The following is a 13377-nucleotide window of genomic DNA, read 5'->3' as shown; positions in this document are numbered from 1 at the left end:
TAGATGACTATTGGATTGTTTGACTCAGGAATTGGTGGTCTCTCGGTTTTAAAAAAGCTAATTGAGACGCTACCGGCCCATTATATTTACGTAGCGGATACCCTTCGTGCCCCATACGGTACGAAATCAAAAGAGACAATAGAAACTTTTAGCCGTGAAATAATCGGCTTTTTGGTGGAACGAAAAGTCGAGCGGATATTTGCCGCTTGTAATACGTCTGACTCAACGTTAGCAAAATACAGGCACGCGTTCAAAATACCATACCACAGTATAATACAAGCTGGCGTTAACGCATCTAAATATGACCGCGTTGCAGTCATAGGTACTCACACAACAGTTCAAAGTGGCATCTACAAACATGCATTGGAAGAGAGAGGCAAAAAGGTATCGCAAAGACCAGCTCAGTTGTTCGTATCTCTCGTTGAAGAAGGTATCTTTTATGGAAATATGGTAGAGGCTGTTGTAAAGTTCTATCTTGAACCTTTCAGAAGATTTAAACCTGATGAGCTAATTTTGGGCTGTACGCATTTTCCTTTCTTGAAAGACATAATATCAAGGGTTATGGAAAATGTTAGGATCATAGATCCTGCCGATGAGATGGTGAGAGAAGTGATACATCTTGTCGGAAGTGGAAAACCTTTCGTAGAATTTTATGTTACTGGAAACCCTGAGGAGTTTGAAAAGAAATTGAAGAAAATAGGGTTCAGGCACCCATACCAAGTCAAACACTTAGAGGTGTCTCAACTTGAACAGAAGGTGATCTACTTTGAAAGAGCTTGTGATATTGACAGGGTACTCGGGAGCGGGTAAGTCAACCGCCGCTGGACTTCTTGAAGATCTTGGTTTTTTCTGCATAGATAATCTTCCACCGGAAGTTGTTTATCAAGTTGCAAGTATTGTAATACCAAGTGTTGAAAAGCTTGCAATAGTTATCGACGTAAGAGGTTTCATGTTTGGCAATGTTATTAAAGCGATAAGAGATGTGAAAGATAGGTATCCATTCACGAAGATTGTCTTTCTCACAACTAAAAAGGAAATCCTTATCCAACGCTTTGCGCACACCAGACGCTCTCACCCACTTTCTAAACAGACAACTTCCATATCTGAAGCAATAGATCTGGAAATTGAAATGATGAAAGATGTTTTCGATATCGCCGATATCGTTATAGATACTTCTCAACTCAACCCTCATCAGTTTCGTGAAAAGCTTACGATGTTGCTTGAAAGTAAAAAGCCAACTGGTTTCACCGTGCACGTAATAAGCTTTGGTTTCAAATACGGCATACCGTTGGATGCCGATTTTGTTTTTGACGCAAGATTTTTCCCAAATCCATTCTATATTCAAGAACTTCGCTCAAAAGATGGACGCGATGAGGAAGTGAAAGAGTTCCTAAGAAACATTGATGGGGTAAAAGAATACGTAGAAAAGATCAAAAACATCTTAGAATTTGCTATATCCCGTTACAGAACCGAAGGCAGAAAAGAAATCACGGTTGCTATAGGCTGTACAGGGGGACGTCATAGGTCTGTATACTTTGCTGAGGAATTATCAAAAGCCTTTGAAAATGCAGGATACGAGACAACAGTTGAGCATAGGGATGTGGCACTTGGATGAAGATAGTTACTGTAGGCGGAGGGACTGGACTTTCTACACTACTGAGAGGGCTTAAAAATTTTGATTGCAATCTAACCGCGGTTGTTACTATAACCGACGAGGGCGGAAGTTCAGGAATACTTCGCGAAGAGCTAAACGTTCCACCACCTGGTGATATCAGGAATAATCTTGTTGCACTGGCAAGTTCTGAAAACATACTTAGCGCAGTGTTGAACTACAGATTTGAAAACGGATCTTTGGCAGGACACACTGTTGGAAATATATTGTTGGCCGCTTTAACAAAGATGACTGGTAGTTTTACCGAAGCCATTTCAAAAGTATCAGACATTTTGGCAATTAAAGGGAAAGTCTTGCCAGTCTCGTTAAAGATGGCAAGGCTTTTGGCTGTATTTGAAGATGGCCAAGAAATTTGCGGTGAGACAAATATAGTGGAATACTGCAAGAGCTCAGGAAAGAAAATAAGAAAGTTAACGCTTGAAGATCCTGTTGAAATCAATCCTGAAGTTGAGCACGCAATAGTCGAAAGTGATGCGATTATTTTTGGACCGGGAAGTTTGTATACAAGTATCATCGCCAACTTTGTGGTGGACGGTTTTTCAAACGCAGTCAAAAAATCGAAAGCCTTGAAGATTTATGTGAGCAACATAATGACTCAGCCAGGTGAAACAGAAGGTTATACATTGAAAGACCACGTTTATGAAATAGAGAGATATCTTGGTACAAATTTAGATTATATAATACATTCATTACCGCCTGAATCTAATGTACTTGAAAGATATGCACAGAAGAGCTCGTATCCCGTAAAGATTGACATCGATGACACAAGACTTGTCGTTGGACACTTTTCACGAGTACTTTACGAGACAGAGCACAGGATAAGGCATGACTCTTTCGCAGTAGCAAATGCTATTTTTAATCTGCTCACAGCCAAAATAGAAAATATTGATAAAGTGCAATCAGAGGTGACAATGTGAAATACACGTTTTCGGAGGAAGTTAAAGGTGAATTGTGCCAAGTCGAAATACTCAGCATCGAGGAAGCTCGTGCTGAGCTTAGTGGTTATTTAAAAGGTAGGGGAACATATGTAAAAACTTCTGTTGATAGCTATATATCATTAGAAGTCGGATTTATTCCAGCAGCTCGTAGAATAATGAATTTAATGCATACACTTGGGACAGACAAGAAAAAACTTACACTAATCAAAAACCGGTTACAAAGAAAGAGAGTGCAGATTTTTATCCCTACTGACATTCTTGAAAAACTTGAGATTTCAATCATCGCTGTTCCGGAAGGCATAGAAAAAGATATAGGTCTTTTTGGGGCATTTTTGCGTGGGCTGTTTGTTTCAACTGGTTCTGTGACAGATCCGCTGAGAAGTTACCATTTTGAGATCGTCTCGTACAGCGAACAGCTGCTGTATTATATCCAAAATAGCTTAGATGAAATTCTTGGTGTGTATGGTAATATCACAAAATTGAGGTATAATTATAGATACTACCTCAAGAGCGGACAAGACATACAAGAGTTGTTTGAATTGATGGGAGCTATAAGGGCAGCCGCTCACATGGAAAAGATAATAACATCAAGAGAAATAAAGGCGGATATAAACCGCACGCTTAATTTTTTAAGCGCTAATGCCAAAAGAACTGGTGAAAGCAACGCAAAGCAGATAGAGATTATAAACAAGATCAAAGAAACTGTCGGGCTTGAAAATCTTCCTGAGGATTTAAGACTATTTGCTCATCTGAGATTAGAAAACGAAGAATTATCACTTACAGAAATTGGCGAATTATATGATCCACCGCTTACAAAAAGCATGGTGTACACAAAGGTGAAGAAATTGATGAAGATATACGATCAACTTGATAATCTTGTGAAAGAAAAGGATGTATAAAAAAGCATAAATACAGACAAGAGTGGTGAGGTAAGTGAGATGCCCATTCTGTGGTTACGAAGATACAAGAGTTTTAGATTCCAGAGAACTTAGCGAAGGGAGAGCCACTCGAAGAAGGCGCGAATGTCCAAATTGTCATGCGCGATTCACCACATACGAGCGATACGAAACAGGTCCAATAACCGTTGTAAAAAAAGATGGTCGAAGAGAAAAATTCGACAGAAGGAAAATTTTAAACGGACTGTTGAAAGCATTTGAAAAACGGCCAGTCACAACTGAAGATATAGAAAGAATTGTTGATAATGTAGTTTCCGCCCTTCAAAAAAGTGGCTCGATAGAAATCAGCACTGAACTGATAGGGAAAATAGTGATGGAAGAACTGAGGAAAATAGACCAAGTTGCATATGTGAGATTTGCGTCTGTTTACAAAGATTTCAGGGAAATTGATCAGTTCATAGAAGTCATTAAAGAACTTAGAAACGAGAATCAAAGTAAATTCTAATAGTTTTAAAATGCGAAAGAGCGCGTAGGAGGGATTTACGGATGGAAAAAGTGAAACTCACGAAAGCAGGTTATGAAAAACTCAAACAAGAACTCGATGAATTAAAAAGACAACTCATGTTTGAAATTCCTGAGAGAATCAAAGCGGCAAGAGAGCTAGGAGACTTGTCAGAAAACTCCGAATATCAAGAAGCAAAAAACGAGCAGGGAAGAATAGCTTCAAGGATAAATGAACTCGAACAGATGCTTATGAACGCAGAGATAATAAGCGATAACTTTGACTCTTCAACTGTGGGATTGGGAGACTGGGTCCTTCTCAAGAATCTTGATAACGGTAGCGAAATGAAAGTACAGCTTGTCAATCCTCAGGAAGCTGATATTTTCGCAAATAAGATAAGCATAGATTCACCTCTCGGAAGAGGAATAAACGGTGCTAAGAAGGGCCAGACGATAAAGATTAAAGCGCCAAAAGGCATAGTGAAGTACCAGATAATGGATATAACCGCCGAATAATCTCGTCTTTAATTAGTAAATTCATAGGAGGGATTTATCTTGTTAAAGGACTTTAGGGAGCAGCGAATTAGGGAAATTGAAGAAATCAGGAAGCTTGGAATCAACCCGTATCCTTATTCATATAACAAAACACACACAACAGAGGAAATAAAAAAAGATTTCGAACACTTAGCCAATGGTGAAGTCACAGACAAAAAAGTATCGACAGCTGGAAGAATCATGTCCATCCGCGAACACGGTAAGAGTGCGTTCTTCCACATAAAGGACACTTTTGGTCGTATACAGGCTTACGTAAGAAAAGATAAAACTGAAAACTATGAATTTTTCAAAGAACATATAACGATGGGCGATATAATAGGTGTAGAAGGCGTCGTTTTTAAGAGTAATACCGGAGAGATTACTATCCTTGTTGAGAAGTTCGAATTGCTCAATAAACCACTCAGACCAATGCCAGAAAAATGGCACGGAATAAAAGATAAGGAAATACTTTACAGACAAAGATACGTTGATATGATCGCAAACGATGAGACAATAAAGAGATTTAGGATGCGTTCTGATATAATAAGAATGATAAGAGAATTCTTAACACAAAAAGGTTTCTTTGAAGTTGAGACGCCTATTTTACAATATTTGACTGGCGGTGCATCAGCAAGGCCCTTTATCACACACCTCAACGCTCTTGATATCGAGATGTACTTGAGAATAGCTACTGAACTCCATCTGAAGAGATTTATCGTCGGTGGTTTTGATAAAGTATACGAAATAGGAAAAATATTCAGAAACGAAGGTATTTCTTACAAGCATCATCCAGAATTTACGTCTATTGAGCTGTATCAAGCATATGCCGACTACGAAGATATGATGAACCTTACAGAAGAACTCATCACATACCTTGTTGAGAAGCTTTACGGAACGACTAAAATCACATACCAAGGACAAGAAATAGATTTCACAAGACCGTGGCGCAGAGTTAAGATGCGCGATTTCATCAAGGAAAATTTGGGCATCGATATTCTCGAAGATAGCGACGAAAAAATGGCTGAGTTCCTGAAATCAAGAGGTGTAGAGATAGACATAAACGATAGAGGCCATATGATTGAAAAACTGTGGGACCTTGTTGAGGACAAGGTCGTGCAGCCTACGTTCTTGTTGGAACACCCAGTTGAGATTTCACCGCTTGCGAAAAAGCACAGAGAAGACCCGAGAGTTACGGAGAGATTTGAATTAATAATTTACGGTAGAGAGATGGCAAACGCATTCAGTGAGCTCAACGATCCTGTTGACCAGCTTGAAAGGTTCATGAACCAACTCAAATTGAGAGACCTTGGCGATGAGGAAGCACACATGATGGATAAAGACTTCATCAGGGCTCTCGAGTACGGAATGCCACCAACAGGTGGATTGGGAATTGGCATAGACAGGCTTGTTATGCTGCTCACAGACAGTGCAAACATCAGAGACGTCATAGCATTTCCGCTTGTGAGGCCTGAAGGCGATGTAGATATTGAAGAAATCGAAATTTCTGAGGAAGCAAAAGAAGGGGGAGAAAGAAGATGAGCAAGGAAAGTAAAGACGTAAAACTTAGGAAAACTATCAGCAAGTGGCAACAGATTTTCATCTGGGTTATAGCTATCGCATTTATCGCAGGTATAGCACTCTGGGCTTTGGCAGTTAACTACTCACCCAGTGCAAAGAAAGCAAAAAGAACGTTTGAAGAATCTGTCGGGTACCTGACAGTAGACGGTACACCAGTGAAAAACGAAAAGTATTGGATTTTCCCAGAAGAAGTTGAACAGACATACGGTGACCTTCTTGCACAGTACAACAATCCAACATTGGATCCAGCATTTGAACAGCCATATGTTAAAACGCTTGTAGCAGTAGACCTACTTAACAAGAAAGTTATACTTTACTACGCCGAACAAAATAAGATCAAAGCTGATCCAGCCAAAGTAAAAGAAGAAGTGAAAAAAGAAATAGACGCAGTGAAGAAAGACCAAACAAAATCTCAGCAGATTAAGACACAGTACGGAAGCATATCGAACTACGAAAAAGAATTCAAGGCTCAAAAGGAAGTAGAACTAACAATCCAGGCTGTTAAAGATAAACTCGGCGCAGTTTCTGATGAAGAGATGAAGAAATACTACGAAGAGAATAAGGAAGACGTAATCACCAAATATACAAAAGCGGAAGTCGCATACGCTACATTTGATACAAAAGAAAAGATGCAGGATTTTGTTGCACTCGCAATGGATAAAGGCATAACAGCTGCTGCTTCTGAAGCATCGGTTACGTTCACAGATTACACACTTACGAAGGGTACTCTGCCAGAAGAACTTGAATCACAAATATTCGATGCAACATCAACCATCGTTTCGTTCCCATACAATGAGACATATTTCGTTTTTAATGTAAAGAGTGTGCAGAAAGTCGACACATTTGACAGCTTCAAGGCTTCAAGCGCTTACAGTGAAGTGCTCGGAGAATTACAAAACAAGAAATTTGCTGAGAATTTAAACAAATGGAAAGAAGAAAACAAGGTAGACATAGCATTTAACGATCCGGTTTACAAGACCTGGTATACTGCATTATCTTCTGAAGAAAAAGGTTTATTAAATGCTTACAAGAAATTGTATGAAGAACTTTTCAGTGAAGATGAAAGTGTTAGAACGGATCTTCCATATGAGCAAAAAGCGGCGTTCATAGTAGTTGCTGATAGGATCGCAGCAAGCACCGACACAGCATTAGAAGTAGTAAAAGCAGATGTCAAAGAATTTGAGAAAAAGATCGTTCAGTCCATATACGACCAAATAAAAGGTTCTTCGCTCGAGATATTAAGAAGAATGAAGGAATACTATCCTGAAAAGAAAGATATCGCATATGATTACTACTCAAAGCTCTATGACCAAATAAAACCATACCTCTCAGTAGGTGGAGCATACTACGTAATGAACCAGCTCTTTGAAATTTATCAAGGTTTCGCAGACCTTGCTGAATCCACTTCGACAGATGTAAAGATACGTGCAGATTCTTACTACAAGCTATACGATATGAACAAACAACTCGATGATCCAAGAACGGCAAAGGAGTACCTTGCAAAACTTAAAGAGATTAAACCTGATTACAGTATTAACTTCGAAACCGCTGAGAAAGAACTTGAAGACATGATAAAACAAAAAGAAACAGAAACCAGCGAAGCAACGCAGACAACACAGAATAACAAGTAATTAAAAAATCCCCCGCATAAGGAGTGCGGGGGATTATTTATTGAGCTACTACTTCAAAATCTGGAGGTGTGTGTATGTTTAATCTGAGAAGAGTGTTTTCATTTTTAGTACTTTTGTCTGTTGTTTTGTTTCCCGTCATTGCTCTTTCTGAACAACAATCTAATGAAGTTAAAATTGTTGGGTACTTAGAAAAGGACGGAAAAGCACTTGAAGGTTCGCAAATAACAGAAAGCGACGTTGAAGCTATTTACCAAGCATATCTTGACTATTACGGTTCTTTCGATCACATTTTCGAAGAACCCTACGTTAAAGCGTTGGTAATAGACCAAATTTTGAGAGATAGATTTATAAAGTATCTTTCAGAAAAGGAAGGACTAAACATTGAAGAATTTGAAGAAAAGTATTCAGAAGTTAGTGATGAGGACATGGCAGCATATTATGATGAAAATCGTGAAGAAATCATGAAAGAACAATATGTTGACTTTGATTACGCTGTTTTCGAAACACAAGAAGAAGCGACCTCATTCTACGAACTGGCGCAAAAACTGGGTTTTGAAAAAGCATTGGAGTCTCTCCCAGAAACTTCGACACATGAAACAGATACATATGAAGGGTTGAAAAAATCAGAAACAGGAGATGCGTTCATAGACATTCTCTTTGGCAAGTACGAAAATAAAGTGAGACTACACTCGACAGAAAATGGGAACTTTGTTTTCTACATAAGAAATTTGAACGACCTTTCAACCTTTGAGAAATTCAAAAATTCTCCACTCTATGCGGAAGTTCAATCAAACCTTTCACAGAATAAGTTCCAAAAATACATAGAAGAAAAGGTCAATAGTGAGAAGGTTAACTACGTCGCTGCTAAAGAGTATGAAATCTGGGCAAAGATAGTCCGAGGAGTTCCAGCTGAAGAAATATTGAGCCAGCACATTAAAGATGTGTTTGACTCCACCGGTAATTTAACCACTGAAGAACCTTGGACCATATCTGCGATTCTAACTGTTATAGAGGACGCAAAACTTCAAGATGAATTTTCGAAAGAATACGAAAATGGTATCCGTAAACTCTATGATTTGGGCAACAAATCTTTCTTAATCTTGGCAAGGTTAAGGCAGTACGATAATTCAGAAAAGGTGTCAATTGAATACAACGTCGAACTTTCCAAAATACTTATTTCTTACATTGAAAATGGAGACACACTCTCTGTAATGCAATATATATACAACAACCTCATGGAATTGGAAAGCTTGAGTCGTTCATCAGATTCCTTAATTAGACAAACCGCTCTTGAGTATCTCTACAAGATGTATAAAGTTTTAGGAGACGATGAAGCAGCAGAGAAATATCTTGAACAGTTAAAAAATGAGAATCCAAATTATAAAGAAGAGTAATTCTTTGGTACTGGGGGTGTGATGATGCACTGGGTTATAACTGGTGCAAATCGTGGTATAGGGCTTGCCATTACAAAACAATTGTTAGAAGAAGGCGAAAAAGTTACTGCGGGCATCAGAACATCCATGCCTATTGAACACGTTAACCTAACAGTTCTAAGAGTCGATACGTCAAACCCTGTCTCTATATCGGAATTTGCTGAAAAGATAAACGATCCTATTGATGTTTTAATAAACAACGCAGGAATACTTATTGAGGAAAGATTTCCAGATGTCACTGAAGAAGGTATGCTATTGTCGTTCAAAGTCAACACGATGGGTCCCTATATGCTTATCCAAGAGTGCTTCAAGCTGAACAAGCTGAAAGATGGTGCAAAAATTGTCAATATCTCAAGTATCCTTGGAAGCATCACGAACACCGGGGGCACGACTTCCGTGCCATATTCGATTTCAAAAGCAGCGCTCAATATGGTTACGAAATTGATGGCTCACAAGTTGAAAAATATGTACGTTATTTCTATGCATCCCGGATGGGTAAAGACGGATATGGGAGGAGAAAATGCTCCGATATTGCCTGAGGACTCAGCATCGGGTATAATTAGTATAATACGAAAGCTTAACAAGACGGGAGTTTTCTTGGACTACCAAGGAAATACTATTGAATGGTGACGAATGGTTCCGGTTTATCTATTAGTTAGTAAGAAGACAAAATGATAGTTAGCGACTCATTACTGGGGGGCAGATGGATGAATATCAAACGCGCATTGATAAGCGTATCGGACAAAACAGGTATTGTAGAATTTGCGAAGGAACTTGAGAAACGAGGTGTTGAAGTAATCAGCACTGGCGGAACTGCTCATCTCCTTTCTGAATCTGGAATAAATGTCAAGCAAGTATCTGACGTAACAGGGTTTCCAGAAATATTGGGAGGCAGGGTCAAAACTCTTCATCCGTTCATTTTCGGAGGAATACTTGCAAATTTTGACGAAAAATCCCACATACAAGACCTTGAAAGGCACAACATAACCCCAATAGATATGGTAGTTGTTAATCTGTACCCATTTGAAGAAATTCAAAAACAAACAAGAGACGAGGACGTGCTCATCGAAAACATAGACATCGGTGGAGTTGCACTGCTGAGAGCGTCAGCAAAAAACCATCGAAACGTTGTCGTTGTCTGTGATCCGGCAGACTACGAGAAAATTATCAAATCACTTGACTTATGTGGAGACGTGCAGTTGCATGATAGAAGAATCTTGGCACTCAAAGCATTTTACTATACTATGAAATACGATGCGACAATCCATAGAGTGCTATCTGAGCTGTTTGCTTCGGAAAAATTTGAACACATGACGTTCGAAAGATTTTCCAATCCACACGTAGATTACGAGGTTCTTGACAAAGTTGATGACAAATTAATAAAACTCAGTGAGCACACATCAGAATCGTTAGCTATCACATTGGGCGCCATCGTTGTTTCACTTGACCATAGCCTTATAGTCGGTTTCAACGATTCCACACCAACTTCTATGGTAAACATACGAAACTCAGGTGGTAGGTTGTGCGATTTAACAGGTACAACCGTTGTGCTCAGAAGGTTGACAAACGACATTGCAAGGAAACTTAAGGAAAGTACGTTCAAGACTATCGCCTGTGAGGAAATAGAGGACATAGACTTTGCAAGAGAAAGCCTAAAAAATAAGAAGATAATAACGTACTCTTACTTAAAATCGTTAGATAACCTTGAAAATATAAAAACAGCATCGATGTTAGAAAACATACTTTTAAGAACAACAGTAAATGTTTCCAACGCACCTCAACTTCTGTTATCATTAATGCCGAAGTATAGCATCATCGCGGAATTAGAGGATGGATTCTTTAAATTCGAAGTTGACCTGCTAAGTCCAACAGAAGCTCTTGAAAAGATATTAGAAAAGACGCCTGTAAAGATAATAAACGTATACGTAAATGGTCCGGTGGATACTGTGTTTAAAAAGATGTGCGGTGAAAACGGGATAAACATTTTCACTATTTAGGAATTGGGACGGTCGTAATAATAATTCCTTTAGCCAAGCTTGTGAGCGCGCTCACAAGCTTTTTTGTTAATTTGTACAGATTATCGAGCTTTCCTTCTTCTTCGGCTTTTTGAAAGTCTTCAATGCGAACTCTTCTTTCGGAAAGAATTGTTCCAAACGCTTTCTTTATCTCTTCATGTATCGCGAAAAACGATGTGTAAGAGTAAACAATAGCCTCATAAATCAGTTGATCATCTGAAACAGGGAGAATCAATGGTTTTGTAGATTTAACCAACTCGCGAAAGGCATACTTGTGTTTTGAGAAATATAAAAGAAATGTCATATAATCATCATAAGCAAAATGTGCATTTCTTAAAAATGTTTTCATCCTTCCATCGAACAGATAAGTTAGCATCTCCGGAACTGTCCCGGGTCTAACATGATACGGCTGCATCAGGTCTTCTAAATAGTGCAATGCATAAGCTAAGAATCTGTACCCCCAATACATATCGCCTTTATTAAAAGCATTCTTCGACATTCTTAAGAAATGCAAGAATGACTTATCACCTTCAAAATATTCGAAGAACGAGACTTTAAAATATCCATGTCTATTTGCTTGTGTCTCTCCAAGGAAAAGAGAAGCAAGAAAGTTGTCCTCAACAAAGTCCATACCATTATCCGGCAGTGAGGAATAAACTAAGAAAATCATCCAAACTGGAATCTTGCCATCGGAAAGGACCAAATCTGGTACAATCTCAATATCTGTCTCTTGCAGTACGTCGTCTTCTCTATCAATCTTCTTTTCACCTTTTTGGACTAAGTCATGAGTAATGTACCTTCCGGCTTTGTAATTTCGAGATTCAGAATAAGAATATTCTGAAATCTCCACCAACTTGCTATAATCAAAGCCATCGATCGAAGTGACAACGAGAAAAGTAAAAACACCGTGCGAGCTCCAAGAAAATGCCGTTATTTGGAAAACGAGTAGTATAATTAAAAAAAGTAAAGAAATAAATAAGTGTCTCATATATGATCTCCCTTCTTAAATTCTTTTGCATTATATTGTGCGATTATTATATCACTGAAAACGCAGTTTTATTCCTATAGAAACTCAAAAGATGCGAGTAAGGGGGGATATTATGAAAGTAATTCACACCTCGGACATCCACTTAACTGACGATGAAAAATACCAGCACAGATGGGATGCGCTAAAAGAAATAGTAGAAGTTTTCAAGAAGGAAGAAGCCGATATTTTGGTAATTGTAGGCGATTTGTTTGATTCTATCAAAGACTCCAGAAAAACTTACGAAAGGTTGAGGGAGATATTTGACAACTTACAGGTCGTAATCTTACCTGGAAACCATGATAAAGAAGCTTACAGGGAAGGCATGGATTTAGGCAAGAACGTTACTGTAATAAGAAACGGCGAAGAAGTATTAGATTTTGAGGAAGTGGTGTTCATAGGATTACCTTACGAAGACGGTTTACAAACACCCGAAAAAGTTTACGCGAGATTGCTGCAAGCTTCTGAGAAAAGAAAAAGCAACAAATGCAACATATTGCTCTTTCATGGTGAACTGCTCAGTAAAGCTTACGATAGCACCAATGACTTCTACGAAAAGGGTAGATACATGCCTGTTTCATTCGAAATCTTAGATTCCTTAGGCTTCAATTACATCCTTGCTGGACACTTCCACACGCGGTATGATGTCAAAGAGAGTGAGAATCGTTACTTTGTCTATCCCGGTTCACCCGTTTCAATATCTCGAAAAGAAAAAGGCAGGCGGAAAATTAACGTAATCGAAGTAGGCGAAAAACCGAGATCAGTGGAACTAAATTCATTTCACTATATTGAAAAAGAAGTGCGTCTGAATATAGATGATAACGAAAATCCAATTGACAAGATCAACAGAGCCGTTCAAAAAGAACTTGTAGACAGTAACTGCTCTCTTTTGGTTAACATAACCGGATATTTTGACGGAGCTAAATTTTCTATCACAGAACAATTATTAACAAAACACATATACACCTTAGTAGAAACGTACAACATCGAATTCCAATTTAATGCCAAAGATATAGGTAATATAATTGCTAGCAACAGACTACTGTATAGAATCATTGAAAAAATAAATGGTAAGGAATTAGGCGAAGAGCGACGATATGCCCTCATTAAAAGATTTGTTGATGCATTCTTGGAAATCAAATAGAAATGGGGGAG

At 38.5% G+C, this 13377-nt stretch carries 13 protein-coding genes; 12 read left to right on the top strand and 1 reads right to left on the bottom strand.

What is annotated here, in order from left to right; translation table 11 throughout:
• Positions 1 to 3 precede the first annotated feature (3 nt).
• From murI to IB67_RS06995, 11 genes are all read left to right on the top strand, one after another.
• Entirely contained in the window at positions 4 to 810 is an 807-nt protein-coding gene (gene murI, locus IB67_RS07045) for a glutamate racemase (RefSeq protein WP_072759492.1), read from the top strand.
• Positions 767 to 1615, top strand: coding sequence for an RNase adapter RapZ (rapZ, locus tag IB67_RS07040; protein ID WP_498875192.1), 849 nt, complete (start codon positions 767 to 769; stop codon positions 1613 to 1615). The genes murI and rapZ overlap by 44 nt, the downstream gene beginning before the upstream one ends.
• Positions 1612 to 2589: a gluconeogenesis factor YvcK family protein gene (locus IB67_RS07035; RefSeq protein WP_498875191.1), complete on the top strand. Its 978-nt coding sequence runs from the start codon at positions 1612 to 1614 to the stop codon at positions 2587 to 2589. The genes rapZ and IB67_RS07035 overlap by 4 nt, the downstream gene beginning before the upstream one ends.
• Positions 2586 to 3509 carry a DNA-binding protein WhiA gene (gene whiA / locus IB67_RS07030; RefSeq protein WP_424695448.1) on the top strand — a complete coding sequence of 308 codons (924 nt, stop codon included), beginning with the start codon at positions 2586 to 2588 and terminating at the stop codon, positions 3507 to 3509. The genes IB67_RS07035 and whiA overlap by 4 nt, the downstream gene beginning before the upstream one ends.
• A 34-nt stretch (positions 3510 to 3543) precedes the next feature.
• Entirely contained in the window at positions 3544 to 4011 is a 468-nt protein-coding gene (nrdR, locus tag IB67_RS07025; RefSeq protein ID WP_498875190.1) for a transcriptional regulator NrdR, read from the top strand.
• Positions 4012 to 4052: 41 nt separating this feature from the next.
• Complete coding sequence (gene greA, locus IB67_RS07020; protein WP_339745679.1) at positions 4053 to 4523, top strand: transcription elongation factor GreA; 471 nt, start codon at positions 4053 to 4055, stop codon at positions 4521 to 4523.
• Between the two features lie 39 nt (positions 4524 to 4562).
• Positions 4563 to 6080: a lysine--tRNA ligase gene (gene lysS / locus IB67_RS07015; RefSeq protein WP_339747739.1), complete on the top strand. Its 1518-nt coding sequence runs from the start codon at positions 4563 to 4565 to the stop codon at positions 6078 to 6080.
• On the top strand, positions 6077 to 7750 hold the full coding sequence (locus IB67_RS07010; protein WP_339747736.1) for a peptidylprolyl isomerase: 1674 nt from the start codon (positions 6077 to 6079) through the stop codon (positions 7748 to 7750). The genes lysS and IB67_RS07010 overlap by 4 nt, the downstream gene beginning before the upstream one ends.
• A gap of 74 nt (positions 7751 to 7824) precedes the next feature.
• Positions 7825 to 9144, top strand: coding sequence for a peptidylprolyl isomerase (locus tag IB67_RS07005; RefSeq protein WP_339747733.1), 1320 nt, complete (start codon positions 7825 to 7827; stop codon positions 9142 to 9144).
• Between the two features lie 24 nt (positions 9145 to 9168).
• A complete protein-coding gene (locus tag IB67_RS07000; RefSeq protein ID WP_339747730.1) occupies positions 9169 to 9813 on the top strand; it encodes an SDR family oxidoreductase in 645 nt (214 codons plus the stop codon).
• Positions 9814 to 9890: 77 nt separating this feature from the next.
• Entirely contained in the window at positions 9891 to 11180 is a 1290-nt protein-coding gene (locus IB67_RS06995) for an IMP cyclohydrolase (protein WP_339747727.1), read from the top strand.
• Here IB67_RS06995 and IB67_RS06990 read toward each other — a convergent pair.
• On the bottom strand, positions 11173 to 12186 hold the full coding sequence (locus IB67_RS06990) for a phospholipase C/P1 nuclease family protein (protein WP_339747724.1): 1014 nt from the start codon (positions 12184 to 12186) through the stop codon (positions 11173 to 11175). The genes IB67_RS06995 and IB67_RS06990 overlap by 8 nt on opposite strands.
• Before the next feature lie 112 nt (positions 12187 to 12298).
• Here IB67_RS06990 and IB67_RS06985 point away from each other — a divergent pair, with 112 nt between their 5' ends.
• Positions 12299 to 13366: a metallophosphoesterase family protein gene (locus IB67_RS06985; protein ID WP_339747721.1), complete on the top strand. Its 1068-nt coding sequence runs from the start codon at positions 12299 to 12301 to the stop codon at positions 13364 to 13366.
• Positions 13367 to 13377 lie beyond the last annotated feature (11 nt).

Source organism: Fervidobacterium riparium (assembly GCF_025370035.1).
GTDB lineage: Bacteria > Thermotogota > Thermotogae > Thermotogales > Fervidobacteriaceae > Fervidobacterium > Fervidobacterium gondwanense.
This window is presented reverse-complemented; position numbering and strand designations above follow the sequence as displayed.